General features: G+C 61.0%; 26 protein-coding genes. 13 read left to right on the top strand and 13 right to left on the bottom strand.

Annotated elements, in window-relative coordinates; all coding sequences use genetic code 11:
* Positions 1-139: 139 nt before the first annotated feature.
* Positions 140-1,234 (top strand): iron-sulfur cluster carrier protein ApbC, encoded by a 1,095-nt coding sequence (gene apbC / locus ACLK1G_RS09505; RefSeq protein WP_420765211.1) that lies wholly within the window; start codon positions 140-142, stop codon positions 1,232-1,234.
* Between the two features lie 129 nt (positions 1,235-1,363).
* On the opposite strand, the gene ACLK1G_RS09500 is transcribed toward apbC, so the two are convergent.
* Positions 1,364-2,122 (bottom strand): SDR family oxidoreductase, encoded by a 759-nt coding sequence (locus tag ACLK1G_RS09500; RefSeq protein ID WP_420765210.1) that lies wholly within the window; start codon positions 2,120-2,122, stop codon positions 1,364-1,366.
* A 156-nt stretch (positions 2,123-2,278) separates the two neighbouring features.
* Between ACLK1G_RS09500 and ACLK1G_RS09495 the strand changes: the two genes are divergently transcribed.
* From ACLK1G_RS09495 to groL, 4 genes are all read left to right on the top strand, one after another.
* Complete coding sequence (locus ACLK1G_RS09495; protein ID WP_420765209.1) at positions 2,279-3,010, top strand: HugZ family pyridoxamine 5'-phosphate oxidase; 732 nt, start codon at positions 2,279-2,281, stop codon at positions 3,008-3,010.
* A 66-nt stretch (positions 3,011-3,076) separates the two neighbouring features.
* Positions 3,077-3,553, top strand: a complete 477-nt coding sequence (locus ACLK1G_RS09490; protein ID WP_420765208.1) for an FxsA family protein — start codon at positions 3,077-3,079, stop codon at positions 3,551-3,553.
* Positions 3,554-3,825: 272 nt separating this feature from the next.
* Positions 3,826-4,119 (top strand): co-chaperone GroES, encoded by a 294-nt coding sequence (locus ACLK1G_RS09485; protein WP_420765207.1) that lies wholly within the window; start codon positions 3,826-3,828, stop codon positions 4,117-4,119.
* Positions 4,120-4,169: 50 nt separating this feature from the next.
* Positions 4,170-5,813, top strand: a complete 1,644-nt coding sequence (groL, locus tag ACLK1G_RS09480; RefSeq protein ID WP_030142514.1) for a chaperonin GroEL — start codon at positions 4,170-4,172, stop codon at positions 5,811-5,813.
* A 205-nt stretch (positions 5,814-6,018) separates the two neighbouring features.
* Here the strand turns inward: groL and ACLK1G_RS09475 are convergent, their stop codons facing one another.
* Entirely contained in the window at positions 6,019-6,762 is a 744-nt protein-coding gene (locus ACLK1G_RS09475; protein ID WP_420765206.1) for a phosphatase PAP2 family protein, read from the bottom strand.
* A 197-nt stretch (positions 6,763-6,959) separates the two neighbouring features.
* On the opposite strand from ACLK1G_RS09475, the gene colR reads away from it, so the two are divergent.
* The 5 genes from colR to ACLK1G_RS09450 all read left to right on the top strand — a co-directional run bounded on the left by colR (position 6,960) and on the right by ACLK1G_RS09450 (position 10,634).
* Positions 6,960-7,643, top strand: coding sequence for a two-component system response regulator ColR (gene colR / locus ACLK1G_RS09470; protein ID WP_039591775.1), 684 nt, complete (start codon positions 6,960-6,962; stop codon positions 7,641-7,643).
* Complete coding sequence (locus tag ACLK1G_RS09465) at positions 7,633-8,910, top strand: sensor histidine kinase (protein ID WP_420765205.1); 1,278 nt, start codon at positions 7,633-7,635, stop codon at positions 8,908-8,910. The genes colR and ACLK1G_RS09465 overlap by 11 nt, the downstream gene beginning before the upstream one ends.
* Positions 8,911-9,022: 112 nt before the next feature.
* Positions 9,023-9,691 carry a class I SAM-dependent methyltransferase gene (locus ACLK1G_RS09460; protein ID WP_420765204.1) on the top strand — a complete coding sequence of 223 codons (669 nt, stop codon included), beginning with the start codon at positions 9,023-9,025 and terminating at the stop codon, positions 9,689-9,691.
* A 5-nt stretch (positions 9,692-9,696) separates the two neighbouring features.
* Positions 9,697-10,404, top strand: coding sequence for a lipopolysaccharide kinase InaA family protein (locus ACLK1G_RS09455; protein WP_420765203.1), 708 nt, complete (start codon positions 9,697-9,699; stop codon positions 10,402-10,404).
* Positions 10,405-10,406: 2 nt separating this feature from the next.
* Entirely contained in the window at positions 10,407-10,634 is a 228-nt protein-coding gene (locus ACLK1G_RS09450; RefSeq protein WP_420765202.1) for a hypothetical protein, read from the top strand.
* Positions 10,635-10,712: 78 nt separating this feature from the next.
* On the opposite strand, the gene ACLK1G_RS09445 is transcribed toward ACLK1G_RS09450, so the two are convergent.
* The 11 genes from ACLK1G_RS09445 to ACLK1G_RS09395 form a co-directional block, all read right to left on the bottom strand.
* Positions 10,713-13,739 (bottom strand): multidrug efflux RND transporter permease subunit, encoded by a 3,027-nt coding sequence (locus tag ACLK1G_RS09445; protein WP_420765201.1) that lies wholly within the window; start codon positions 13,737-13,739, stop codon positions 10,713-10,715.
* Positions 13,740-13,752: 13 nt separating this feature from the next.
* Positions 13,753-14,901 carry an efflux RND transporter periplasmic adaptor subunit gene (locus ACLK1G_RS09440; protein ID WP_420765200.1) on the bottom strand — a complete coding sequence of 383 codons (1,149 nt, stop codon included), beginning with the start codon at positions 14,899-14,901 and terminating at the stop codon, positions 13,753-13,755.
* Between the two features lie 155 nt (positions 14,902-15,056).
* Positions 15,057-16,154 carry a DUF1513 domain-containing protein gene (locus ACLK1G_RS09435; protein WP_420765199.1) on the bottom strand — a complete coding sequence of 366 codons (1,098 nt, stop codon included), beginning with the start codon at positions 16,152-16,154 and terminating at the stop codon, positions 15,057-15,059.
* Positions 16,155-16,156: 2 nt separating this feature from the next.
* Positions 16,157-17,221: an imelysin family protein gene (locus ACLK1G_RS09430; RefSeq protein ID WP_420765198.1), complete on the bottom strand. Its 1,065-nt coding sequence runs from the start codon at positions 17,219-17,221 to the stop codon at positions 16,157-16,159.
* Positions 17,222-17,248: 27 nt separating this feature from the next.
* The gene (locus ACLK1G_RS09425) at positions 17,249-18,676 is read right to left on the bottom strand and encodes a di-heme oxidoreductase family protein (RefSeq protein WP_420765197.1); all 1,428 of its coding nucleotides are present in this window, start codon (positions 18,674-18,676) and stop codon (positions 17,249-17,251) included.
* 243 nt (positions 18,677-18,919) lie between these two features.
* Entirely contained in the window at positions 18,920-20,272 is a 1,353-nt protein-coding gene (locus ACLK1G_RS09420; RefSeq protein ID WP_420765196.1) for a sensor histidine kinase, read from the bottom strand.
* Between the two features lie 68 nt (positions 20,273-20,340).
* Positions 20,341-20,778 carry a Spy/CpxP family protein refolding chaperone gene (locus tag ACLK1G_RS09415; RefSeq protein ID WP_420765195.1) on the bottom strand — a complete coding sequence of 146 codons (438 nt, stop codon included), beginning with the start codon at positions 20,776-20,778 and terminating at the stop codon, positions 20,341-20,343.
* Between the two features lie 286 nt (positions 20,779-21,064).
* Positions 21,065-21,742: a response regulator transcription factor gene (locus ACLK1G_RS09410; RefSeq protein ID WP_420765194.1), complete on the bottom strand. Its 678-nt coding sequence runs from the start codon at positions 21,740-21,742 to the stop codon at positions 21,065-21,067.
* Positions 21,743-21,749: 7 nt separating this feature from the next.
* Positions 21,750-22,160 carry an SH3 domain-containing protein gene (locus ACLK1G_RS09405; protein ID WP_420765193.1) on the bottom strand — a complete coding sequence of 137 codons (411 nt, stop codon included), beginning with the start codon at positions 22,158-22,160 and terminating at the stop codon, positions 21,750-21,752.
* 123 nt (positions 22,161-22,283) lie between these two features.
* Positions 22,284-22,583: a YciI family protein gene (locus tag ACLK1G_RS09400; RefSeq protein ID WP_420765192.1), complete on the bottom strand. Its 300-nt coding sequence runs from the start codon at positions 22,581-22,583 to the stop codon at positions 22,284-22,286.
* Between the two features lies 1 nt (position 22,584).
* Positions 22,585-23,181 carry a septation protein A gene (locus ACLK1G_RS09395; RefSeq protein ID WP_420765191.1) on the bottom strand — a complete coding sequence of 199 codons (597 nt, stop codon included), beginning with the start codon at positions 23,179-23,181 and terminating at the stop codon, positions 22,585-22,587.
* Positions 23,182-23,268: 87 nt separating this feature from the next.
* Here ACLK1G_RS09395 and ACLK1G_RS09390 point away from each other — a divergent pair, with 87 nt between their 5' ends.
* The 3 genes from ACLK1G_RS09390 to ACLK1G_RS09380 are packed head-to-tail and all read left to right on the top strand — an operon-like array spanning position 23,269 to position 25,606.
* Positions 23,269-24,132 (top strand): PHP domain-containing protein, encoded by an 864-nt coding sequence (locus ACLK1G_RS09390; protein WP_420765190.1) that lies wholly within the window; start codon positions 23,269-23,271, stop codon positions 24,130-24,132.
* Between the two features lie 13 nt (positions 24,133-24,145).
* Positions 24,146-24,775, top strand: a complete 630-nt coding sequence (locus tag ACLK1G_RS09385; RefSeq protein ID WP_039591791.1) for an L-threonylcarbamoyladenylate synthase — start codon at positions 24,146-24,148, stop codon at positions 24,773-24,775.
* Entirely contained in the window at positions 24,776-25,606 is an 831-nt protein-coding gene (locus tag ACLK1G_RS09380; RefSeq protein WP_489685928.1) for a segregation and condensation protein A, read from the top strand.
* The last annotated feature ends 9 nt before the right edge of the window (positions 25,607-25,615 follow it).

Raw genomic sequence — 25,615 nt, 5'->3', positions numbered from 1 at the left:
AGCACAGGCCCAACCTTTGGCGAGGGGATAAATCCCCTCGCCAAAGAAGGTCAGCGTTCGAATGGTAATCGGGTCGCCACAAAAGCATGTGCGGCGTAGGATAGCGGCCTGTTTTCAAGTCTTGCTATCGGAGTTGCCCATGAGCGCCGTCAATCGCGCAGCGGTGGAAGCCGTCCTTCGCCAGTACACCGACCCCTACCTGAACCAGGACCCGGTCAGCGCCGGATGCGTGCGGGCCCTCGATATCCAGGGCGATCGCGTCACTGTCCATTTGGAAATCGGCTACGCCGCCGATCTGTTCAAGAAGGGTTGGGCGCAAATGCTGCAAATGGCCATCGAGGGCCTGGACGGTGTCACGGCCGCCAAGGTCGAAGTGACCAGCGTCATTGCCGCTCACAAGGCCCAGGCCCAGGTGCCTGGACTTGCGAACGTCAAGAATGTCATCGCGGTCGCCTCGGGCAAGGGCGGCGTGGGCAAGTCCACCACTGCCGCCAACCTGGCGCTGGCGCTTGCCCGTGAAGGTGCGAAGGTCGGGATTCTCGATGCGGATATCTATGGTCCGAGCCAGGGCATCATGTTTGGCATCGCCGAGGGTACTCGCCCACAGATAAAGGATCAGAAATGGTTCGTGCCGATCCAGTCACACGGCGTGGAAGTCATGTCCATGGCGTTCCTGACCGATGACAACACCCCCATGGTCTGGCGCGGGCCGATGGTGTCCGGCGCCTTGTTGCAGTTGGTCACGCAAACCGCCTGGGGCGACCTGGATTACCTGGTCATCGACATGCCGCCAGGCACCGGCGATATTCAGCTGACCCTGGCGCAGAAAGTCCCGGTGGCCGGCGCGGTGATCGTCACCACGCCCCAGGACCTGGCCTTGCTGGATGCGCGCAAAGGCGTGGAGATGTTCCGCAAGGTGAACATCCCGGTGCTGGGCGTGGTGGAGAACATGGCCGTGCACATTTGCTCGAACTGCGGGCACGCCGAGCATCTGTTCGGTGAAGGCGGTGGGGAAAAACTGGCAACCCAGTACGGCGTCGAACTGCTGGCCTCGCTGCCGTTGTCGATGGTGATCCGCGAGCAGGCAGACGGTGGCAAGCCAACCGTCATCGCCGAGCCGGACAGCCAGATCGCCATGGTCTACCAGGAGCTGGCTCGCCACGTCGGCGCGCGGATCGTATTGCAGGAAGCCGCGTCGCCTGTGATGCCGAACATCACCGTCAGCGACGATTGATAGAGTGAAACCCTATCCACTGTGGGAGCGAGCCTGCTCGCGATAGCGGTCTGACATTTCAACATTGATGCAAGCTGACCCGGCGCCATCGCGAGCAAGCTCGCTCCCACATTTTGCTAGGCGGTGGGTTTAGATCCGCATTCCACCATCCATCTCCAGGATCCGACCGGTGTAGTAGTCGTTTTCGAAGATGTAGGCCGCCGAATGCGCGATCTCCTCAGGCTTGCCCATGCGCTTGAGCGGGATCACCGAAGTCATTCGTTCCAAGGCCTCTGGTTTCATGCCCAGGGTCATTTCGGTTTCGATGAACCCCGGTGCGATGCCCGCCACACGGATGCCGTAGCGCGCCAGTTCCTTGGCCCAGGTCACGGTGGCAGCGGCCACGCCGGCCTTGGCGGCCGAGTAGTTGGTCTGGCCGATGTTGCCGGCGCGGGAGATCGACGAGATATTGATGATCGCGCCGCTGTTCTTCAGCTCGACCATCTTGGCCGCCACTTCACGGGTGCACAGGAACACACCTGTAAGGTTCACGTCGATCACGGCCTGCCACTGGGCCAGGCTCATCTTGGTCATTTCGCCGTCCTTGACCTTGAGCAACAGGCCATCGCGCAGGATGCCAGCGTTATTGATCAGCCCATGGATCGCGCCGAAGTCCTGCGCAACGCGGGCCACCATGTCGATCACCTGGTCTTCATTGGCGACGTTGCACAAGTAGGCGCGAGCCTCGACGCCCTTGGCGGCGCAGGCGGCGACCGCTTGGTCGAGTTTCTCTTGATTGAGGTCGACCAGCGCCAGCTTCGCGCCCTTGCCGGCGAAATACTCGGCCATGGAACGCCCCAGGCCCTGGCAACCGCCAGTGATAATGATTATTTTGTCAGTGAGTTGCATTCTCATGTCCAGATGGCGCAGCGGTGGAGGGACTGTTTAGGTAGCGCTCGATTTGCGGGTTTGGCCCGGCTGCAAGCGAGACAGTCCAGAGGTGTCGGAACATTACTCCACTCGCCTGATCGTTTTCTAGACGGATTTCATTAAAGGAGTCATAAATTGAGCGTCGAAGCAGCCAAGCATGCCCGGGAACTGTTGCTCAAGGAGTACCGAGGAGTGCTCTCCACCCATTCCAAATCCATGCCCGGCTTTCCGTTCGGCTCCGTGGTCCCCTATTGCCTGGACGACCAGGGCCGGCCGCTGGTCTTGATCAGCCGTATCGCCCAGCACACTCACAACCTGCAAAAAGACCCCAAGTGTTCCATGCTGGTGGGCGAGCGGGGCGCTGAGGATGTACAGGCCGTGGGGCGCCTGACCTACCTGGCCGAGGCCCGTAAACTCGAAGATAGCGTTGCCATCGATGCCGCCGCCGAGCGTTATTACCGCTACTTTCCCGAGTCGCAGAACTATCACAAGGCCCACGACTTCGACTTCTGGGTGCTCGATCCGGTGCGCCATCGCTACATCGGGGGGTTCGGCGCCATTCACTGGATCGACCAGGTAACCCTCTCCAACCCGTTCGCCGGCAAGGCTGAAACCAGCATGATCGACCATATGAACGCTGATCACGCCAAGGCCATCGCCCATTACGTGGAATTGAGCGGTCTGCCGAAAAACGAACCGGCGCGTTTGGTCGGCATCGACAGCGAAGGTATGCACTTGCGCATCGGACAAGGGCTGTATTGGCTGGCGTTTCCGAACCCTTGCAACACGCCGACACAAGTGCGCGAAGCCTTGGTTTATCTGGCTCACGCCGAGCAATGGCCAAAAAATGCCGAGGTCGATGCTTGAATTCACGAAAGGGCGACGTCATTTAGGTTTTCATAGCAAGGTCTTCTTGCGTTGAGGAACCCTTTGATGCGCCCATTTTTATTGCTCTTTCTGCTGTTCCCGGTGTTGGAGCTGTTCGTATTCGTCAAGGTCAGCGGTGCGATCGGGTTTTTCCCGGCGCTGTTGCTGGTCATTCTCGGCTCGATGCTTGGCGTCTTCGTGTTGCGCATCGCCGGCCTCGCCACGGCGTTGCGTGCCCGTGAAAGCCTGAACCGTGGCGAGCTGCCTGCGCAGACCATGCTCGAAGGACTGATGCTGGCCTTGGGTGGCGGCCTGTTGATCCTGCCTGGTTTTATCAGCGACGTGCTGGGCCTGGTCATGTTGTTGCCGTTCACCCGCCGCTTGCTCGCCAACAAGATGCGCCAGCGTGCCGAAGAGCAGGCGATGCGCCAGCGAGCGTTCGCCGATGATCTTCAGTCCCGGGGCGGCCCGGCCCCCAGGGAGCCCGTGGGTCGCGAGCCGAACGTGATCGAAGGCGAATTCGAACATCGCGATCCCAAGTGACCCTTCAATCAACTTTCCCAAGCAACTATCGAGCAGCACGGCACCTTCGGGTGCCGTGTCCGTTTGAGCCTTCGTAAAGCAAAAATTTTCATCGCCGCCCCTTGTAATCGACTTGCACGCCCTTATGTATGGGTCACCGCAAGGTTTCCGGTGGCGACACTGGACAGACTTCCGCGGTTCGCTTGACGAACCGCACCCCGGCTCCGCCGGCTTTTGTTAAACCCGCCGGGACTACACCGGCCGATGAAAACCAAAATTAGGAGAGATCGACAATGAAGCTTCGTCCTCTGCATGACCGCGTCGTCATCCGTCGCAGCGAAGAAGAGAAGAAAACCGCTGGCGGTATCGTCCTGCCAGGTTCGGCTGCTGAAAAAGCCAACCACGGTGAAGTTCTCGCTGTAGGTCCAGGCAAGGCACTGGACAACGGTGAAGTACGTGCGCCGGCCGTGAAAGTGGGTGACAAGGTTGTGTTTGGCCCTTACTCCGGCAGCAACACTGTGAAAGTCGACGGCGAAGACCTGCTGGTCATGAGCGAGAACGAAATCCTCGCTGTTCTCGAAGGCTGATTTCCCCGCTCATTTTCCCGCTACTACAAAGTATTTAAGGAATATCGATCATGGCTGCTAAAGAAGTTAAATTCGGCGATTCCGCCCGCAAGAAAATGCTCGCCGGTGTCAACGTCCTGGCTGACGCAGTAAAAGCGACCCTGGGCCCGAAAGGCCGTAACGTGATCATCGAGAAGAGCTTCGGCGCTCCGACCATCACCAAGGACGGCGTTTCCGTAGCCAAGGAAATCGAGCTCAAGGACCGCTTCGAAAACATGGGCGCGCAACTGGTCAAAGACGTTGCCTCCCGTGCCAACGATGACGCTGGTGACGGTACCACCACCGCGACCGTACTGGCCCAGTCGATCGTCAACGAAGGCCTGAAAGCCGTCGCTGCCGGCATGAACCCGATGGACCTCAAGCGCGGCATCGACAAGGCGACCATCGCCATCGTCAAGGAACTGAAGGGTCTGGCCAAGCCTTGCGCTGACTCCAAGGCAATCGCCCAGGTTGGTACCATTTCCGCCAACTCCGACAACTCCATCGGCGACATCATTGCCGAAGCCATGGAAAAAGTCGGCAAGGAAGGCGTGATCACCGTTGAAGAAGGCTCGGGCCTGGAAAACGAACTGTCGGTTGTAGAAGGCATGCAGTTCGACCGTGGCTACCTGTCCCCGTACTTCGTCAACAAGCCAGACACCATGGTTGCCGAGCTGGACAGCCCGCTGATCCTGCTGGTCGACAAGAAGATCTCCAACATCCGCGAAATGCTGCCAGTGCTGGAAGCCGTTGCCAAAGCCGGCCGCCCACTGCTGATCGTGGCTGAAGACGTCGAAGGCGAAGCCCTGGCGACTCTGGTTGTGAACAACATGCGTGGCATCGTCAAGGTTGCAGCCGTCAAGGCTCCAGGCTTCGGCGACCGTCGCAAGGCCATGCTGCAGGACATCGCCGTCCTGACCGGCGGTACCGTTATCTCCGAAGAGATCGGCCTGAGCCTGGAAAGCACCACCCTGGAGCATCTGGGTAACGCCAAGCGCGTGATCCTGTCCAAGGAAAACACCACCGTGATCGACGGTGCTGGCAACGATGCCGATATCCAGGCCCGTGTGACCCAGATCCGTGCACAAGTGGCCGAGACCTCGTCCGACTACGACCGTGAAAAACTGCAAGAGCGTCTGGCCAAACTGTCCGGCGGCGTTGCGGTGATCAAGGTTGGCGCCGGTTCCGAAGTTGAAATGAAAGAGAAGAAAGCCCGCGTTGAAGACGCCCTGCACGCAACCCGCGCAGCCGTTGAAGAAGGCGTGGTACCTGGCGGCGGCGTGGCACTGGTTCGTGCTCTGCAAGCCATCAGCGAGCTGAAAGGCGACAACGACGACCAGAACGTCGGTATCCAACTGCTGCGTCGCGCTGTCGAAGCACCTCTGCGTCAGATCGTTGCCAACTCCGGCGACGAGCCAAGCGTAGTGGTCGACAAGGTCAAGCAGGGTTCGGGTAACTACGGTTACAACGCTGCTACCGGCGAATACGGCGACATGATCGAAATGGGTATCCTGGACCCAGCCAAAGTGACTCGTTCGGCTCTGCAAGCGGCTTCGTCGATTGCCAGCCTGATGATCACCACCGAGGCGATGATCGCTGAAATCAAGGAAGACGCTCCAGCTGGCGGCGGCATGCCAGACATGGGCGGCATGGGTGGCATGGGCGGCATGATGTAAGCCAGCCTTACCCCTGTAGCGAAAAACCCCGCCTGCGAAAGCAAGCGGGGTTTTTTATTGCCTTGGATTTTGGCGCGGGGGCGCATTTTTCCTGGGGGGACCTGTGGGAGCGAGCTTGCTCGCGATGACGGTACATCAGTGCCAGATATGGAAACTGACACACCGCAATCGCGAGCGAGCTCGCTCCCACAGGGTTATTCCATGCTCAGGCGTTAGCGGGTTGGTTCAGCGCTGCGCGATCAGCCATGGCAGCCGGTCGATACAGCACGAAGTAGTAACACCCCAGGCAGATCAGCCAACAGAACACCGCTGTCCACACGTTATGGGAGAAAAAATGCGCCCCTTGCATCATCCGACCCACCGAGAAAACGGTGCCCAGTGCGAAGGCAAATACCAGTGATTGACGGGCCAGGCGGGGACGGCGGTCGCGTAATACGAAGAACAGCGCAAACAGCGTGAACCCCGTTGCGGCATGTCCGCCGGGCCAGCAACGGCCGGGCTTGTCAGTGGCCGGGCGCGGGCTCAGCAATTCACTGTAGGTTTCCTTGCCGCCAAACTCCTTCAGGCTCCAAGGGCATTGCACCGCCGTCACGGCCTTCAGCGGCGTGACAAACGCCGTTGCCAGCGCTAGCGATAAGACCAGGCAACCGAGTTCACGCTTGAACGGTTTGAGGCGATCGACAAAAAACGAAGCGATGAACCCCGCGACCGCCAGGATGCAGAAGACGATGACCATCTGCTTGGCCCGGTCGTGCAGGATGTCTTCGAGAAAAAAACTGTGCCGTCCGATGAATCCGCCCTCGGCCGCACTGTAGAAAAGCCTGGCAAGATCCATGTCAAGCGTAGTCAGTTCCAGCACCACCAGGATCAGCGCAACAACTACAGGCACCCCCAGCGCGATTCCGAAATTCAATGGCCTTGAAACAGGGCGAAGGCTAGCGCAAACCATGGACAGTACCTTTTGTGGATGTTCTTGAGCAGCAGGTTGCGCCCAGTCTCGTCCGCGTCGCGTTGGGCAGGCGTGAATGCGGGGTGAAAAACTCGTCAATGCCCCAACCCCCGCCGAGACAACCCTAGCCGCGGAACACGCTTGGCCTTAAGCTGCGCGGGCCACGACGATTGCCTACGTGTGCAGGAGAGATGCCCATGCGAATTCTATTGGTCGAAGACAACCGCGACATCCTGGCCAACCTGGCCGATTACCTGGGACTCAAGGGTTATACCGTTGATTGTGCCCAGGATGGTTTGTCGGGTTTGCACCTGGCCGCGACCGAGCACTACGACCTGATCGTGCTCGACATCATGCTGCCAGGCATCGATGGCTACACCTTGTGCAAGCGCCTGCGTGAAGACGCCCGGCGTGATACGCCGGTGATCATGCTCACCGCGCGGGACCAACTGGACGACCGCCTGCAGGGATTCAAGTCCGGGGCTGACGATTACCTGGTCAAGCCTTTTGCGTTGTCGGAGCTGGCCGCGCGGATCGAAGCGGTGATGCGTCGGGCCCAGGGTGGCGGGCGTCGCGCGTTGCAGGTCGGCGACCTGAGCTACGACCTCGACACGTTGGAAGTGACCCGTGAGGGCCGGTTGCTCAAGCTCAACCCCGTTGGCCTCAAGTTGCTCGCGGTACTGATGCAGAAAAGCCCCCACGTGCTGCGCCGCGAAATCCTCGAAGAAGCCCTGTGGGGCGATGATTGCCCGGACAGCGACAGCCTGCGCAGCCACGTCCACCAACTGCGCCAGGTGATCGACAAACCGTTCGAGAAACCACTGCTGCACACGGTGCATGGCGTCGGTTACCGCTTGGCCGAGGGCCGGGATGGAGTTTAAGCAGAGCCTTGCCCAACGGATCATCATCGCGTTCGCCTTGATGAGCGCGTTGGTGGCGGGCGCATTTGCCCTGGGCATCGTGGCAACCGTTCACCTGGTGGAGGAAAAACTGATTTCCGCCGGCCTTGGCGGTGACCTGCAACGTCTACTGCTGATGGACAGCGTCTCCGACTGGAGCCATCGGCCTGAACCCGATCAGTTGTTCTATTTCAGCGGCGGTCCGGGTGACTTCGAGTTGCCCAAGGACCTGCGTCACCTGGATCGGGGCTTTCATGAAGTGTTTCGTGAGCAACTGTCCTACCACGCGATGGTGGAAATCGTTGACGGTCGCCATTACGTATTGCTGCAAGACCAGAGCGATTTCGAGGAGCGCGAACGGGTACTGTTCGCCGTGGTGTTGGTGGGCTTCGTGCTCAGCCTGGCGCTGGCGGTATTCCTCGGATGGGTGCTGGCACGTCGAGTGATGGCACCTGTGGTGCGTCTGGCTCGCCAAGTGCGGCATCGCGACCAGCTCCTTGGACTTGCCCCGCCGCTCGCGCCGGACTATGCCGCCGACGAAGTGGGCGAGCTGGCCGTGGCGTTCGACGCTACGTTGGGCCGATTGCGCCAAGCCTTGACCCGTGAACGTTTGTTCACCAGCGACGTCAGCCATGAATTGCGCACGCCGTTGATGGTCCTGGCCACGTCTTGCGAATTGCTGTTGGAAAACCCGGCGCTTGACCAGCGGGGGCGTACCCAGGTTGAACGCATCAACCGGGCCAGTGAGGAGATGCGTGAGTTGGTGCAGACCTTCCTCATGCTTGCCCGGGCCCAGCGCGAAGACAATGGAATCTCCCCTCGCTCGACCCTTGGACAGGTAGCGGACAACCTGCTCGGTGTCTGGCGCGCGCCGATCGAGTCCAAAGGTTTGACGTTGATCTTCGAGCCCGGGCAAACGGCCGATACGCTGTACAACGCCACATTCCTGACCGCCGTCATGGGCAACTTGCTGCGTAATGCCTTGCATTACACCGACCAGGGGTTTATCCGCGTCTCCCTGACGGTCACTGGGTTCATGGTCGAGGACAGCGGCGTGGGCATCCCCGAAGAGAAGCGCGAGGCGATGTTCGAGCCATTCGTGCGAGGTAATGAAAAGCGTGGCGAGGGCTTGGGGCTGGGCCTTTCGCTGGTACAGCGAATCTGCGAGGACCAGGGCTGGACAGTGAGCCTCAGTACGATGGAGCCCAACGGTTGCCGTTTCGAGGTGGAGCTGAATCCAAAGGGTTGAAGTGCGTCCCGGAAAAGCCTTGAAATGATTGGTTCAGATCCATGACGGTTTTTTCACGAGGCGATGACACATCTGTTCATAGGCTGGGCCCATCAATAACGGAGGGGCCCCCATGTCCAAAGCCATCAAGCTGGATTTTTCCGAAAAGTACGACGAGCAACACGCCAGGCAATATTTCCACAAACACCGCAGCGGGTTCAGCCGCCGCCTCTCCAATCGGCGCGACCAGCAACTGGCGCGCCGCGCCTTGGCCCTGGCCGGTGACCCTGGCCTGGTACTGGACCTTCCCTGTGGCGCCGGACGTTTCTGGCCCTTGTTGGCCGAGAAATCGAACCGGGTCATCATCGGCGCGGACAATTCCGCAGCCATGCTGCAAACCGCAATGAGCGTCCAACCCGCCGATGTCGTAAAACGGGTACAACCTTTGCACACTTCTGCGTTCGACATCGCCTTGCCTGATAACGCCGTTGACAGCATTTTCTGCATGCGTTTGTTGCACCACATCGGTGAACCCGCGCATCGCCTGGCAATCCTGCGTGAATTCGGGCGTGTCAGCCGCGACAGCGTCATCGTTTCATTGTGGGTCGATGGCAATTTCAAGGCTTGGAAACGCAAGCGTCTTGAGCGAACCCGTGGGCAGAAAGACTACCAGAACCGATTTGTGTTACCGGTTGCTACAGTGGAGGCCGAATTTCGACAAGCTGGCTTCCGCATCCAGGAACAACTGGATTTCCTACCGCTCTATGCCATGTGGCGAGTTTATGTATTACGCAAGGGGTAATGGGCATGGTTGTACAAGCAGTAGAAGCCCCGGCGGCTTCTCGCAGTTGCTTTGATCATTTTTGGAATCAAAGGGGTGACTGGGTAGAGGAACCCAACACGCGGCGGGGCGGTGAAAGCGGTGTGCAAAGGATCAACGACGGCGACGGATTGCTCTATTCCAAGCGCCAGACCGGCCATATCTACCGCAGCTTGTTGCACCCCTTCGGCCGTCCGACTGTCCTGCGCGAAGAGCGAGCCTTGGTGGCCCTGACAGAACTCAATGTCACGGTGCCCCAGGTGGTTTTCTGCGGCGCGCAGAGGGACCCGGTACATAAATGGCGCGCGCTGTTGGTTACCCAAGCGTTGGACGGTTTCGAGGAAATCGAACAATGGTACGCCGCGGGTGGGCGCGAACGTCATGGCGAGGCGGTGCATGACCGTATCCTCCAGGCGTTGGCCGAAAACCTGGCTCGCATGCACAAAGGGCGATGGCAGCATGGCTGTCTTTATATCAAGCACGTATTCGTGCGTGTAACAGGGGAGGGCGAGTCGGCCAAGGCTGAAATCGCACTGCTGGACCTGGAAAAATGCCGTCAACGCCTGACTGCCCGCAGCGCGGCCGCCCACGACATGAGGCAGCTGCGGCGCCATTCGTCGTTCCACGATGGCGACTGGAAAAAACTCGTCTACTTTTATACAACGGCGTTTGGCAGCGCTATCAAAGGTTTATAGCGATGAAAGTAGAAATTGCTAGAGGTTTGTTCTTGATCGGAGCCCTGGCAGTTACGTCAATGGCGGTGGCGGTATGGGAACAGCCGCGCTCGCAGATTCTCAGTGCTTCCACGGTGGGCGCCCATTGCCCTGTGCCTCGGATTGCCAAGGCCAGCGAGGCGATCCAACCGGACAACGATCTGCTGTTGTTCATGTTTGGCCTGTCTCAAGGCATGAAGCCGCAAAGTTGAGTTTCATGACTTAAAACAAAGGCCTCGCATTTGCGAGGCCTTTGTTTTTTTAGGTCAGCATTGTTCCGGCAGCCTGTGTTACCGCTTCTGCGGTTTTGCCAGCAAGGTGTAGACGCAAGGCAACACGAACAGTGTGAACAAGGTACCCACCGACATTCCCGTGGCGATCACTGTGCCGATGTCGAAGCGGCTCACCGCCCCGGCACCGGTGGCCAGGATCAACGGCACCATGCCGAATACCATCGCCGCAGTGGTCATCAACACTGGCCGCAGACGAATCGATGCGGCTTGTTCCACGGCCTCGCGCGGGCTCAGCCCTTGTTCCTTGCGTAGCTGGTTAGCGAACTCGACGATCAGGATGCCGTGCTTGCTGATAAGCCCGATCAACGTCACCAGGCCTACCTGGGTATAGATGTTCATGCTCGACCAGCCGAGGAACAGCGGGATCAATGCGCCGCAGATTGACAAGGGCACCGTCACCAGGATTACCAGCGGATCCCGGAAGCTTTCGAACTGCGCCGCCAGCACCAGGAAAATGATCGCCAGGGCCAGGGCGAAGGTTCCCCACAACGCGCTGCCTTCCTGTACGAATTGGCGTGAAGCCCCTGCGTAGTCGAAGGCGAACCCCACCGGTGCTTCCTCGCGAGCGATCTGGCGGACCGTCTCGATGGCCTCGCCCATGCTCACCGTGGGAAAACCCGAGATCGTCACGGCGTTGAGCTGCTGGAACTGGTTCAGTTGCCGCGGTCGTGCCTGGTCGCTGACCTTGATCAGCGTCGAGAGCGGGAGCGATTCACCCTGGGCATTCTTGACGTAGTAGTTGTTCAGCCAGTCCGGATTGTCCCGGAACGGTCGTTCGACCTGGGCTATTACCTTGTAGCTGCGTCCTTCCAGGGTAAAGCGGTTGATCTCCGACTCGCCCAGCAACGTCGCCAGGGTTCCGCCCAGGTCCTGCATGGAAACACCCATCTGGGCAGCCTTGGCCCGATCGATATCCACCACGACCTCGGGCTTGTCGAAAGCCAGGTCAATGTCCATGAAGGCGAACTTGCCGGACTCCAGCGCGCGTTTCTTGACTCGCTCGGCAATTTGCAGAAGCGTCGTGTAGTCCTTCGGCGAATTGATGACGAACTCGAAGGGCAACCCTTCGCCCGTGCCCGGCAGCGAGGGCAGGTTGAAGCCAAAGATCTGCAGGCCCGGGATGCTTTCCAGCTTGGCCTGGACCTCCGGCAGGATCTCCATCTGGGTGCGGTTGCGTTCATTCCAGGGCTTGAGCAGGAAGCCGCCAATGCCCGACTGCACGCCGTTATAGCCGTTGATCTGAAAGGAAGAATAGTATTCAGGGAATTCCTTGAAGATCGTGATGAAGTGATCGGTATAGGCGTTCAGGTAATCGAGGTTGGTCGTCTTTGGCGCATTGGCCATCATGAATATGATGCCCTGGTCTTCGTCTGGCGCCAGCTCGGACTTGGTGAACATGATCAATACCGGGATCAACAGCAGCACGATCACCGCAAACACCAGCACCACGGGCCTGGTTTCGAGCGTGGCATGAAGCATGCGCTGGTAACGGTTCTTCAGGCGTTCGAAGATTACGTCCAGCCGATGGGCCAGCCCCGAGGAATTCTGGTCATGGCGCAGCAGCATCGCGCACATCATCGGCGACAGGGTCAGGGCGACGATGCCGGATATCACCACCGCCCCGGCCAAGGTCAGGGCGAACTCCTTGAACAGCGCGCCCGTCAGGCCTTCGAGCAGGCCGATAGGCGCGTAAACCGCCGCCAGCGTGATGGTCATCGAAACCACCGGCATGGCGATTTCCCGGGCGCCTTCTATGGCAGCGTCGAACGGGGTCTTGCCTTCCTCCATATGTCGATGGATGTTCTCCACCACCACGATGGCATCATCCACCACCAGGCCGATCGCCAACACCATGGCCAGCAGTGTCAGCAGGTTCATGGAATAGCCCATCAACTGCATGAAGAACATGACCCCGATCATCGACAGGGGAATGGTCACCACCGGGATGAGCACCGAACGCAAGGCGCCGAGGAACAGGAACACCACGACAATGACGATCAGGACCGCCTCAAACAGGGTTTTTACCACCTCGTCGATGGAGGCCTGGATGAAGAGCGTGGCGTCGTAGGCGATCTCGGCCTTGAGGTTGGTCGGAAGCTGGGCTTCCATCTCCGGCATGATCTTGCGAACTTCCTTGATCACATCCAGCGGGTTGGCGCCGGGCGTGGCCTTGATGCCGATGTACACCGAGGGAGTGCCGCCAAAGGAACTGATGGTGTCGTAGTTTTCGGCGCCCATCTCCACCCGCGCCACGTCCTGTAGCAAGACGCGGCTGTCACCGTCGGTCTTGAGGGGTATGCCTGCGAAGGCTTCGGCGGACTTGAGTTCGGTGTTGGCGTTGATGCTGGTGACGACGTATTCGCCTTTCACCTCGCCGGCGGCGGAGACGAAGTTGTGCTGGCGCACGGCGTTGGTCACGTCGGCGGCGGTCAGGCCAAAGCCCGCGAGCTTGACCGGGTCCAGCCACAAGCGCATGGCAAAGACCTGGTTGCCGAGGATCTCCGCTTCGGCCATGCCGGGGAGTGTCGCCAGCTTCGGCTGGATCACCCGCGACAGGTAGTCGGTAATCTGCGGGTTGTTCAGTTCCTTGCTGAAGAAACTGATGTACATCAGCGCCGAGGCATCGGCAGCCTCACGGCTGAGCACCGGGTCCTCGGCATCCTGGGGCAACTGGTTCTTGACTTCGTTGGCCTTGGCCAGCAGTTCGGTGAAGAGCCGGTCGCTGTTGGAGCCAATGCGGGCATAGACCGAGATCACCGAGAAATTCTGCCGACTGACCGAGGTCATGTAGTCGATGCCCTCGGCACTGGCCAGGCTCTGTTGCATCGGCTGGGTGATGTAGCCCTGGATGGTCTCGGCGTTGGCGCCGGGATAGGCGGTGGTCACCGTGATCAGCGCGTTTTCCATTTGTGGATACTGACGCAGGGGCAGTTTGCTCCAGGCCTGGAAGCCCAGCAGCACGATCAACAGGCTGACCACGGTGGCGAGCACCGGGCGGCGGATGAACGGATCGGTAAAAGCCATGGGGGTTCCTTGATCAGTCCGCGCGCGGCGAGCTGTTCTGTTCGGTCAGGGTCTTGTCGTCACTGATGGCGACGGGCGTACCGTTGTCCAGCTTGATCTGGCCGCCGATGACCACTTCCTCGCCACTTTGCAGGCCCTTGGTCACCAGGACTTGCCCGTCCCGGCGCTCTCCCGTTTCGACGAAGCGGCGCTCGGCAATCAGGACCGGCTGGCCCTTGTCATCTTTCTCGACATTGCCGTCGGCGGCTTTCTTCTGGGTCACTACGTACATGGAGTTGCCGTAGAGGGTGTAGGTCACGGCGCTTTCCGGTACGACGATCCCGGCAGCCACGTCCGGCAGGATCACCTGCAGGTCGGCGAACATGCCGGGCAGCAGCTTGCCGTCGGGGTTGGCGAGGGTCGCGCGCACCAGCACGTTGCGGGTGCTGTCCTCGACCTTGGGATTGATGGCGCTGATGGTGCCGACGAACGTCTGGCCTGGGTAGGCCGAGACATTGACATTGACGGGTTGGGCCACGGCGAGTCGAGGCACCGACTGTTCCGGGACATAGAAATCCACATACAGGCTGCTGAGGTCCTGCAGGGTGGCGATCACCGTGCCGCTGGCCAGGTAATCGCCGATGTCCACCTGGCGAATGCCGATGGTGCCACTGAACGGCGCGACGATGTGTTTCTTTGCCAGCGAGGCCTTGAGCTGGTTGACCGTGGCCTGGTTTTTCTTCAACTGGGCTGAGAGCCGGTCGAACTCACCCTTGGAAATCGCCTGGCTGCCTACCAGTTGCCGGCCCCGGCCGAAATCCAGCTGCGACAGGCCAAGGTCCGCCTGGGCGGTTTCCAGCAGGGCGCTTTCGACTTCGGTGTCCAGTTGCAGGAGCGGTTGGCCGGCCTTGACCTTCTGCCCCGATTCGAACTGAAGCTTTTGTACCGTCCCGGCAATTTCCAGGCTCAGGTCAACGCCTTGCGAGGCCTTGAGGCTGCCGACGGTGGGCAGGCGAGACTGCCAGGGCTGCTCGGTGGCCTTGGCCACGGCAACGCTGACTGGTGGTTTCGGGGCAGAAAACATCTGGATCTGCTGGTAGATGGAGAAGGCCTTGTAGCCTGCCAGCAACAGCACCACCAGCAGGACAACACCCAACATGATCAGCATGCGGCGTCGCAGCATGTTCCACTTCCTTGGAAAAGAGCTGAGAGAAAATACAGATAGGCGGGCACATTACCCTGAGTGCGCGGGGTATTCCAGATGCTCTAGGGTCAGTGGGGTGTAGGATTGTTCCGAAAAATCAGGGCGCCTTGCACCGACGCCCTTCGCTCCCTCGCTCAGGCCAGGTGCAAATGGTTGTCCCAGAGCCCTGCCGGCAGGTCCAGCGGTTTCGCAACCAATTGTGATTGACGGCAATCGTAGTAGCGGCAGCGCCCTTGGCCCGACGTCACGACGAAGCCGTCGGCCACCGCGCCGACTCCGGCGCAATCCGGCAAAGGCGCGTCCAGGCGAACCTCGCCGCTGTCCAGGTCCCAAATGAAAAAGCGGTTGCCCCGTGGAGCCGTCAGGGCCACCAGGCGCAGTTCGCTGTGCACGGCGACGCTGGCGGTGTAGTGCCCCATGGCTTGCAATTGGTATTCGGGCACCGGGAACGCCTTGAAGGGTTGGCCCGGGCGCTTGATCGCCAGCAGTTCCGACGGCTCGTGGGCCGCCCCCATGAATTGCTGGCCGGAGACGATGGTCCCATCGCTGGCAATGCCCAAATGGCGCACGCTATTCATTTGCTGAGGGAGGGTTTCCTTGCTCAACAAAGTACCGTCGCGCTGCATCAGCACCAGGCTGGGTTCCATGGCATCGAGATTCATCTCGACCCGGCTCTCGGCCTCGGTGCGGATGCCACCGTTGGCCACCACCAGCGTCTCGCCGTCGGGCATCCACGACACCTGATGAGGACCGATGCCATGGGTTGGAATTTCGCCGCTGTGCACCAGCCGCTCGCCTTCGAAGCGGTACATGCCCAGCAGGCCGCGGCCCGGATCGCGAGTGTCGTTCTCCGTGGTGTACAACCATTCGCCACCCTTGTGGATCACCGCATGGCCGTAGAAATGCCGGTTCGGCCGCGAGGCGATGGTTTGTAGCAGCCTGCCGTCGCGCAGGTCGATCAGATAGCTTTCGGTGCCTGGACGGCGGGCAACGAAAAACGCGATCGGCAGCGTCGGATGATTGATGATGTCATGGCAGCGCTGGCCGACCTGGGTGGCGAACACCCGGGTGCCGTCCAATCGATAGCCGACGGCGAAGTGATTGCCTTCACCATCGTCCCGTGCCGAAAGCAGCAGCGGACTCTTGTCCTTTTGCTTGAACAGCGTCCAGCCGCCCAGGGTAACCGCGCCCAGCAGCAAGCTGCCGAGCGCCAGAGCCTGACGTCGAAACATGATCAGTCACCGTCGTTGGCGTTGAAGCCCAGTTGAATGCCCAGCGCCTTGGCCAATTCGCCTTCATGCAGGCGGTGGACGACGTTGAGGCTGTCGTACAACTCGTTGAGTTGCTGGCGCCCGGCGTCGTCGCCGAGCATTTCGGTCAGCGAACGTTGGCTGCCGGCAAAAAGCTTCAGCGACGCGTCGTAGGCAGCGTCGATTTTGTCGGCCAGCGGTTTCTGGTCGCTTGGCAGCAGGCCGCGCAGGCCTTTGTTGTCGACGCCGGCCCACACGGTCCTGGCGGCTTTCAGGCTGGCTTCCAGCCCTTGCAGCGAAGACTGGCTGCGCCAGGCGTCGGCCTGGAATGGTTGCGGCACGCCCTTGCTCTGGCGGCCCATCGGCGTACCGAGTTTTTTCTTCAGGGTGTCCAGCGCAGTGACCTGGACCCGTAGCAGATCGGCGATCGCTTCGTGGGAATCGGCGTAGCGTTGGTTGGGAAACTTGCTCATCTGGGCGAGCATGCCGTCGTTGCTGTTCCAGCCCGACAGGATTTCTTCGGCCAGTTGCTTCTGACGTTCGCCGATGGCGGTAAGCAGCGGGCAGTACTTGGCTTTCTGAGCGCTGTCGGCCATGTCGATTTTCGCGTCGAACAACAGGTATTCATAGGCCGAAAGCCCTTGCACGACCACGCTGGACTTGGCCAGGCCGGCGGCGTCGATCTGCGGCTGGCTGTTGACCAATTGCTCGACCTGGCGACCGACCAGGTTCTTCTTGTCGGGCCAGAATTGCACCTGCCAGGCGCGGTTGCCCTCGGCCAGCGGACCGATCAGCAGCGGTTGCAGCTCTGCCCAGGCTTTTTGCGCCTTGAGGAAATCGGCGCGCGCGGTTTCCAGGTTTTCCTTGCCTTGGCAGAACGCCAGGGCGCTGGTCGCCAACTGCCGGTCAGCTTCGACCCAGCGGCTGTAGGTCGGCAGGATCACCTGCTTGGCAATGGCGGCCGACGTGACCGCCTGCGGGTCCTGGGGCGAGCAAGCGCCGAGGGCGATGGCGGCGAGACTGGTGAATAACAGCTTGGGACGGAACATGTCGGGCTCCCGTTTCGGAAATCAAGTTTAAAGAGAATTCAGGAAAGCCAACAACGCAGCGCGCTGCTCGGCATTGAATGCTAGAACCTGTCGCTGCGCCGCCTGGGCTTCGCCGCCATGCCACAGCACGGCTTCGAGCAGGTTGCGGGCGCGACCATCATGCAGGAATTGGGTATGGCCGTTGACGGTCTCGGTCAGGCCGATGCCCCAGAGCGGCGGGGTCCGCCAGTCACGACCGCTGGCCTTGAACTCGCTGCGGTTGTCAGCCAGGTCTTCGCCCATGTCGTGCAGCAGCAGGTCGGTGTAGGGGCGGATGACCTGGTTCGCCAGCTCCGGTTCGGCAGCATTGGCGGACGTAGTGTATTTGGGGGTGTGGCAGGATTGGCAGCCCGCCTGGAAAAACAGATTCTTGCCCGCCAGCACCTGGGGCGAATCCACATCGCGGCGGGCCGGCACCGCGAGGTTGCGACTGTAGAACAACACCAGGCGCAGGATGTTATCGCTGACTTCCGGCTCGCCCTGTGGGCCGTTGCCGTTGGGCGCGCGCTTGCAATCGGCCTGGGCCTCGGTGCAATCGTCGAACGGCCGCAGACTGGTTGTCAGGCCCATGTCCCCGGAAAACGCATGAACGTTCTGTTGATTGAGGTTCGGCTGGCCGGCCTTCCAGCCGAACCTCCCCGGCACGGCCTTTTGCTGGACATCGTCCCAGACCATGTTCGGACGGCCGGCGATACCGTTTTTCGCCCGCGCCTGAGCCTGGGCATTCGCCAGGATGGCGTCTTCAGGGATGGCCTCGAGCAAACCCAGGCCGATCATGGGCGGGGCGACGCGGGCCGAAAAACGCGTGTCGGGGTGCATCGGGCCATAACCCAATCGAGTGATCTGCAAGGCCGGCTTGCGCAGCTCCACGACGGTGCCGTCGGCAAAACGCACCGGCACCGGGGTGTAGTCGACTCGTACCTTGCCCTCCGGCGCGACGCCAGGAACCGACATGTCTTGCAATTGCGCGCCATAGACCGGCTCCGGCACGACGCCGAGCTGCTCGATGACCTTGGCGTAGGGGGGCGCGTCAGGAATCGACAGGCGCACCAGCATCGATACCGCGCTGCTCGCATCGGCTGCCGGTGGATGGCCGCGTCCATCCTTGATATGGCAATTCTGGCAGGCGTTGGTATTGAATAGCGGTCCGAGGCCGTCGCGGGCGGTCGTGGTCGAGGGCGCAATCACCCACGGGCTGCGGAAGAAACTGTTACCGACGCTGAAATCCACGCGTCGCGAGGGGGGCAGGTTGGCCGAAGGCAGGGAGAACGCGTTCTGATCAGCCTTGCGCACCGTCGCGCCGCCGCCGGACTTGGCTTCGCCGGGTTCGGCCTGGGTGAAACGCGGGGCGTCATCGCAGGCACTCAGGCCCAGGGCCAGGAACAGAGCGCATAAGCGAAGAGGCAACGACAACATCGGAAATCCTGCGGGACGAGTGAAACGCGGGCGCAAAGTCTAACAGGGCGGGGCAGTTTGAATAAGAGGAATTATCGTTTGGTTTGATCGGGGGGGCACTTGATTTCCTGTGGCGAGGGAGCTTGCTCCCGCTGGGGTGCGAAGCAGCCCCAAAACCAGGCGCCGCAGTGCAACAGGTAAATCCAGCCAACCGGTTTGCGACTGCTGCGCAGCCGAGCGGGAGCAAGCTCCCTCGCCACGGGTTCACTGTTGTTCTGTAGGGGAGACCACCGCCCCTGGCACCAACGGCAATTCCAGCGTCGCAATGAATCCGCCCTCGGGATGGTTGGCCAGTCCCAACGTGCCGCCATGGCGTTCGCCGGCGCGGCGGGCGATCGCCAGGCCCAGGCCGTGGCCGGCGGCGGTCTGGCCGGGGGCGCGGTAGAACGGTTCGCCCAACTGGCCCAGATGCTCCGCCTCCACGCCAGGCCCGTGATCGCGCACGCTGATAAGAATTCGTTCCCCCTGGCGCACCGCGCGCATTTCAACGGGTTGCCCGTTGGGACTGAAGCGCTGTGCATTGCGCAACAGGTTGTCCACGGCCCGCTCGATCATGGTCGGCCAGCCCTTGAGGGTCAGGCCCGGTTCCGTTTCCAACTGCACGATCTGCTCCGGTGAAGCCATCTGGGCGTCTTTTTGCAGGTTGATCAGCAGACCGTTGAGATCAACTTCTTCGGCGCTGGCGTTGTCGGCATCGACCCGCGCCAGAACCAGGATTTCACTGATCAGCGCTTCCAGGCGATCACATTCGCGGGTCAGGCGCGGCCAGAGTTTTTCGCGCTCTTCGGGGCTGGCCCGCTCCGCCAGCGCCAGGGCGATGCGCAGTCGGGCCAAGGGCGAGCGCAGTTCATGGGACACGTCGCGCAGCAATTGGCGCTGGCTGGCGATCAGGCTCTGCAGGCGCGCACCCATGCGGTTGAAATCGGTGGCCAACACGCCGAACTCGTCCCGTCGGTTGGCCAGCTTGGCGAGGCTGTTCTGCTGGTAGGTCGCTTGTCCCAGATCGTGCACCGCGCCGCGCAGCCGGCTCAACGGCCGGGTGATGGAAAGCGTCACCAGCAGGCTGAACAGGGTCAGCACCACCAGCGCAATCGCCAAGGCGCTGAGGGGCCAGAGCAGGCTGTCGCGATGCCAGGCGTCCAATTCGGGGTGGGGAATGCGATAGATGAACAGATAGGTGTCGCCGGTCTTGGCGCTGGTGAATTCGTCGGTCAGGCGCCGCCAGGGCAGGCGGCGTTCGTCGTTGTTCTGTCGCGCCTCGAAGGCCGCGGCCCGATGTGGGAACGTGCCGCGCACCACCGGGTCGCCGCTTTCGTTGAGCACCTGGACATCGACGTGATACTCGCGCTTGCGTTGTTTGAGGATGTCCTGGGCGGCATCTTCGCCCTGGCTTTCGTAAGTCTGCGTCCACTCTTCGGCCAGGGTGTTGAGGCCCGGATGGCGGCTGAGGATCCAGGCGTCCTGGTTCAACATATGGCCCAAGAGAATCGAAAGTCCCGCCACCAGAGCGATGGCCAACCAGAAGCTGGCCAGGACGCGCCAGAACAATGAACGCACGGAGTTATCCTCGAAAACAAAGAAAGCCCAACGGCGATGTGCCGTTGGGCTGATGGTGCTTCAGTGCATTATTGCGCTTTTTGCGGCTGTTGCGCTTTCCAGGCCTTGAATTCGGCCCACTCGGCCCGACGTTCGGCGCGTTTTTTCTGGAGCGCATCGAACGCCTTTTGCTGCTCGGGTTTCAACAGACCGCGGATCTGCGCATCGACTTTCTGATGCCGAGCGTCCATTTCATCTTTCATGGCTTTCTGGTCGGCTGGCGAGAGCTTGGCCAGGTATTTGTCCACCAGTTCCCGTTGTTCGTGGCGTTGCTCGCCCATGATCTGGCGGATCTGCTGGCGTTGTTCACGGCTCAGGTCCAGTTGGCTGTACGGGCCTTTATCGTGCATCTGGCCGCCGTGGCGCGGGCCATCCATCGGGCCCATCGGGCCTGGACCTTCGGGCATGGCCATGGCGACGGTCGGCAGGGCAGCGGCGAACAGCAGGGCGGTAAGGGTCTTGCGCATGGTGTCTCTCCTTGTCTCATTCCCGGTCAGTTCCGGATGTGTGCAGATTACGGAGATCAAGGTCAGCGGCGGTCAGGGGTGGGTAAAGCTTGGGTAAAGACGTTTTTGTGCAGACCTGACAAATCTCGGAGTCTGAACACAATCCCCGTGGCGAGGGAGCTTGCTCCCGCTGGGCCGGTCCGACGCTTCGGGCGAAGCGGCCCCAAAGATCTTGCGGTTGCTGCGCAACCGAGCGGGAGCAAGCTCCCTCGCCACAGGGAGCCATGTCTCTTGGTCCAAGCCGTGTTCAAAGGCTGTAGTAATACCCCCGGCTACGCAGGGCCACGATGCGCGGCCTGCCGTCGGGGTGGGGGCCGATTTTCTTGCGCAGGTTGCTTACGTGCATGTCGAGGCTGCGGTCGTACAGGGTCAGCTTGCGGCCCAGGGCGATCTGCGCCAGCTCCTGCTTGTCCAGGGGCTCGCCCGGCTGCTTGAGCAACGCTTCGAGCAGGCGGCTTTCAGATACGGTGAGGGTTTGTTCCTGTTCATCGATGTTGACCACCCCCCGCACGGGGCTGAAGGTCAGGTCACCCAGTTCGATCTGGCTGGAAGCCGCCGCCGGATGGCTGCGGCGCAGCACGGCCCGCAGGCGGGCGGTCAGTTCCCGTGGGTCGCAGGGCTTGGCCAGGTAATCGTCAGCGCCCAGCTCCAGGCCAAGGATGCGGTCCAGCGGCTCGCCACGGGCCGAGAGCATCAGCACCGGCAGCTCCGGGTGATCGTTGCGCAGTTGCTTGAGCAGTTCCAGGCCGCTGCCGTCGGGCAGCATTACATCCAGCACCACCGCCGACGGGGCGGTTTCGGCCAGGGCCTTGCGGGCGCTCAGGCCATCGTGGCAAGCACGGACCTGGAAACCTTCCTGGCCCAGCCAACTGCCAAGGAGCTCACACAGCTCCTGGTCATCATCTATCAGTAACAGCTCGCTCATGACTCACTCAATTTAGCCATTGCCGACGTTGTCTACGTCCACCGCTGGCAAAGATACCGCAGAGCAGGGCCAATAGCGCTACCCCGGCGCCAATGACGAACCATTGCTGTTGGTCAGTCAGCAGGCGTGGCAGGGGGTTGGCCTGGGCTTCCTTGAGTTGCAGCCTCAGGCGCTGGTTTTCCTGGCGCAGCCGTCCCACCAGCGCGGTCTCACGCTCGCCGTTGGCGTTCTGCAGTTGTTGAGTCAGTTCTTCACGCATGCGCTCGCTGTCTTTCAAGCGTTGCTGCAGTTCGGTGATATGGCCACCCGCGCTCAAGGACAAGGGCGCCGAATGAGCGGCCTCCGTGCTTTCCTCGCCGTGGGCGGGCGCCCCGATCGCTAACGTGACCAACAACAGGCACAACGGACCTTTGCGCATTGAAACTCCTGAATTCCAATCGAGATTAGGCTGATTAGACAGGTTGTCGGCAGGCCGACGAGAACAATGAGCAAATGAGCAAATGAGCGCAATGAGCCAGGACGGCTCATCGCGCCCGGAGGGTTACGGCAGGACTTGCTTGAACGGCTTGACCATGACATTGGCATAGACGCCGGCCGTCACGAACGGGTCGGCCTCGGCCCAGGCTTGCGCGGCGGCCAGCGAGTCGAACTCCGCCACGATCAGGCTGCCAGTGAAACCGGCGGCGCCTGGGTCGTTGCTGTCCACCGCAGGGTGCGGCCCGGCCAGCACGACGCGACCTTCGGCCTTGAGCTTTTGCAGGCGCTCCAGGTGCTCGGGGCGGGCGGCCAGGCGTTTTTCCAGGGAATCGGCGACGTCGGTGGCAATGATTGCGTAGAGCATGTCAGTCCTCGGTTTTTGGCGTGGTGGGGTCGGCATCGTGCAGGTGGCGGGACAGGTAGATCCCCTGGCCGATCAGGAACAGCAACGTCATGCCCAGGCTGCCGAAGACCTTGAAGTCGACCCAGTACGCCTGGAACGTGAACGCAACGAACAGATTGGCGGCGCCGCAGAACAGGAAGAATGCGATCCAGGCGATGTTCAAGCGGGTCCAGATCACTTCTGGCAGGTTGATGGCGTGCCCCATGATGCGCTTGATCAACAGGCGATCGCCAATGAAGTGGCTGCCGATGAAGGCCAGGGCAAACAGCCAGTTGACCACCGGGGCTTTCCATTTAAGGAAGGTCTCACTGTGGAAGGCCAAGGTCAGGCTGCCGAATACAAGGCAGGCAATCAGGGTCAGCCACTGGCTTTTCTCCAGCTTGCGCTGGGAGATGAACAGCGCGCCGTAGACCACCAGGGAGCTGATGATCAACACCGCGGTGGCGCTGTAGATACCGCCTACAGTCAAGGAGTGACCGGCAATGTCGACGGTTCGGGGATCAAGCTTGTAGACGATGAAAAACAGCAGGAGCGGGATGAAATCGATGAATTGTTTCACAGTGGCAGCCAGGAGCAGGATGTGGCGGCATAATAACAAACATCCTTGGCCGCGATAGGGCCAGCTGATTTGAGGTAACAAAGTCTCGTGAATGTTGATTTGCACTGCCATAGCACGGCCTCCGATGGTGCCCTGGCGCCTGCGGTTCTGGTGGCGCGGGCGTACGAGCACGGCGTGCGAGTCCTGGCCCTGACCGATCACGATACCCTGGAAGGCCTCGATGAGGCGCGTAGCGCCGCGACCGCCTTGGGCATGCAGTTGGTCAACGGGGTCGAATTGTCCTGTACCTGGGGCGGGGCGACCATCCACGTGCTGGGCTACGGTTTTGATGTCAACGCACCGTCCCTGGTCCAGGCCATTGCCGAGCTGCGCGACGGTCGTTGGCTGCGTTCCGAAGAAATCAGCCGCAAGCTCGCCCTCAAGGGCATGCCCGGTGCGCTGGAAGGCGCCCGGCAGATCCAGCAGGAGCTGGGCGATAGCGGCAACGCGCCGGCCCGGCCACATTTTGCCGACTGGATGGTGCGCGAAGGTTTCGTCAAGGACCGCGCCGAAGCCTTTCGCAAATGGCTGGGGGCCGGCAAGCTGGGGGACGTCAAGCAGCATTGGCCGACGCTCGAGGAAACGGTCGGGACGCTGCGGGCCGCCGGAGCCTGGATCAGCCTGGCGCATCCCTGGCACTACGATTTCACCCGCAGCAAACGCCGGCGCCTGATAGCCGACTATATTCAAGCAGGGGGCCATGCCATCGAAGTGGTCAATGGCCATCAGCCGGCCGAACAGGTCGGCAGCCTGGCGATCCTCGCCCGGGAGTTTGGACTGCTGGTGAGCGCCGGCAGCGATTTCCATGGCCCGGGGGGCTGGTCCGAGATTGGCGAATACCGCCCCTTGCCGGAAGATCTGCCACCACTATGGTGTAGATTCAAACATGATCCCGTTATCGCTGACGTCTGAACAGGTAGAACACGTGAGTCAATTTTTCCAGATTCATCCGGAAAACCCGCAAGCGCGCCTGATCAAACAGGCGGTGGAAATCATCCGTAGCGGTGGCGTAGTGGTTTATCCCACCGACTCGTCCTACGCCATTGGTTGCCAGATCGGCGATAAAAACGCCGTCGAGCGGGTAAGACGCCTGCGTCAGTTGGATGACAAGCACAACTTCGCGCTCATCTGCAGCGATCTTTCACAGTTGGGGTTGTTCGCCAAGATCGATACCGGCACCTTCCGCTTGCTCAAGGCCCATTTACCGGGACCGTACACCTTCATTCTCAATGCCACGCGGGAAGTCCCGCGGCTGCTGCTGCACCCGAAAAAGCGCACCATCGGCCTTCGGGTGCCAAGCCATCCCATTGCGCTGGCGCTGTTGGCGGAGCTGGGTGAGCCCTTGATGAGCGTGACACTGATCATGCCCGGCGAGACCGATCCGTTGACCGACCCCTACGAGATTCGCCAGTTGCTCGAACACCAGGTCGACCTGATCATCGACGGCGGTTCCGGTGGCATGAAAGCGTCCACCGTGATCAATCTGGCTGACGGCGAGCCGCAAGTGGTGCGCGTCGGTTGCGGTGATCCGACGCCGTTCATGGTCGAGGCCTGAATGTCGGTGGTGGAAACGGTTGTCGACAGCGTAGACAGCCAGGCCGGCGCGCAGCAGGAGTTGCCGTTCGCCATGGTCTACGGCCAGGCGGTCATGGAAATGCCGTTGGACCTGTACATTCCGCCGGATGCGCTGGAGGTTTTCCTTGAAGCCTTCGAAGGCCCGCTCGACCTGCTGCTGTACCTGATCCGCAAACAGAACATCAATATCCTCGACATTCCCGTGGCGGAAATCACCCGCCAGTACATGGGTTACGTCGAGTTGATGCAATCGGTGCGTCTGGAGCTGGCGGCGGAATACCTGGTGATGGCGGCGATGCTGGCCGAGATCAAGTCACGCATGCTGCTGCCGCGCTCGGCCGAGGTCGAAGAGGAAGAAGACGATCCCCGGGCCGAGCTGATCCGCCGCTTGCAGGAATACGAACGCTTCAAGGCGGCCGCCGAAGGCATCGACGGCTTGAGCCGGGTGGGGCGCGATGTGGTGGTGCCCAAGCTCGATGCCCCCGAGGCGCGGGCGCGCAAGTTGTTGCCCGACGTCAGCCTCGAAGAGTTGTTGATGTCCATGGCCGAGGTTCTGCGCCGGGGCGATATGTTTGAAAGTCACCAGGTCAGCCGCGAGGCGCTGTCCACCCGCGAGCGCATGAGCGATGTGCTGGAGCGGCTCAAGGGCGGCGGTTTTGTGCCCTTCGTCGAGCTGTTCACCGCCGAAGAGGGGCGGCTGGGCGTGGTGGTAACGTTTATGGCGGTCCTGGAATTGGTCAAGGAATCCTTGGTCGAGCTGGTGCAGAATGAGCCGTTCGCAGCGATCCATGTGCGAGCCCGAGCCGAATAACGAGCAAAT

This window comes from Pseudomonas algeriensis (assembly GCF_048847255.1).
Taxonomy (GTDB): domain Bacteria; phylum Pseudomonadota; class Gammaproteobacteria; order Pseudomonadales; family Pseudomonadaceae; genus Aquipseudomonas.
This window is presented reverse-complemented; position numbering and strand designations above follow the sequence as displayed.

Coding starts and splice junctions, on each gene's coding strand:
- ACLK1G_RS09425 (WP_420765197.1), bottom strand. CDS start 18,676: ATGTTGTCGTTGCCTCTTCGCTTATGCGCTCTGTTCCTGGCCCTGGGC.
- apbC (WP_420765211.1), top strand. CDS start 140: ATGAGCGCCGTCAATCGCGCAGCGGTGGAAGCCGTCCTTCGCCAGTAC.
- ACLK1G_RS09410 (WP_420765194.1), bottom strand. CDS start 21,742: ATGAGCGAGCTGTTACTGATAGATGATGACCAGGAGCTGTGTGAGCTC.
- groL (WP_030142514.1), top strand. CDS start 4,170: ATGGCTGCTAAAGAAGTTAAATTCGGCGATTCCGCCCGCAAGAAAATG.
- ACLK1G_RS09405 (WP_420765193.1), bottom strand. CDS start 22,160: ATGCGCAAAGGTCCGTTGTGCCTGTTGTTGGTCACGTTAGCGATCGGG.
- ACLK1G_RS09450 (WP_420765202.1), top strand. CDS start 10,407: ATGAAAGTAGAAATTGCTAGAGGTTTGTTCTTGATCGGAGCCCTGGCA.
- ACLK1G_RS09475 (WP_420765206.1), bottom strand. CDS start 6,762: ATGGTTTGCGCTAGCCTTCGCCCTGTTTCAAGGCCATTGAATTTCGGA.
- ACLK1G_RS09465 (WP_420765205.1), top strand. CDS start 7,633: ATGGAGTTTAAGCAGAGCCTTGCCCAACGGATCATCATCGCGTTCGCC.
- ACLK1G_RS09490 (WP_420765208.1), top strand. CDS start 3,077: ATGCGCCCATTTTTATTGCTCTTTCTGCTGTTCCCGGTGTTGGAGCTG.
- ACLK1G_RS09440 (WP_420765200.1), bottom strand. CDS start 14,901: ATGCTGCGACGCCGCATGCTGATCATGTTGGGTGTTGTCCTGCTGGTG.
- ACLK1G_RS09455 (WP_420765203.1), top strand. CDS start 9,697: ATGGTTGTACAAGCAGTAGAAGCCCCGGCGGCTTCTCGCAGTTGCTTT.
- ACLK1G_RS09400 (WP_420765192.1), bottom strand. CDS start 22,583: ATGCTCTACGCAATCATTGCCACCGACGTCGCCGATTCCCTGGAAAAA.
- ACLK1G_RS09500 (WP_420765210.1), bottom strand. CDS start 2,122: ATGCAACTCACTGACAAAATAATCATTATCACTGGCGGTTGCCAGGGC.
- ACLK1G_RS09435 (WP_420765199.1), bottom strand. CDS start 16,154: ATGTTTCGACGTCAGGCTCTGGCGCTCGGCAGCTTGCTGCTGGGCGCG.
- ACLK1G_RS09380 (WP_489685928.1), top strand. CDS start 24,776: ATGTCGGTGGTGGAAACGGTTGTCGACAGCGTAGACAGCCAGGCCGGC.
- colR (WP_039591775.1), top strand. CDS start 6,960: ATGCGAATTCTATTGGTCGAAGACAACCGCGACATCCTGGCCAACCTG.
- ACLK1G_RS09415 (WP_420765195.1), bottom strand. CDS start 20,778: ATGCGCAAGACCCTTACCGCCCTGCTGTTCGCCGCTGCCCTGCCGACC.
- ACLK1G_RS09430 (WP_420765198.1), bottom strand. CDS start 17,221: ATGTTCCGTCCCAAGCTGTTATTCACCAGTCTCGCCGCCATCGCCCTC.
- ACLK1G_RS09485 (WP_420765207.1), top strand. CDS start 3,826: ATGAAGCTTCGTCCTCTGCATGACCGCGTCGTCATCCGTCGCAGCGAA.
- ACLK1G_RS09460 (WP_420765204.1), top strand. CDS start 9,023: ATGTCCAAAGCCATCAAGCTGGATTTTTCCGAAAAGTACGACGAGCAA.
- ACLK1G_RS09445 (WP_420765201.1), bottom strand. CDS start 13,739: ATGGCTTTTACCGATCCGTTCATCCGCCGCCCGGTGCTCGCCACCGTG.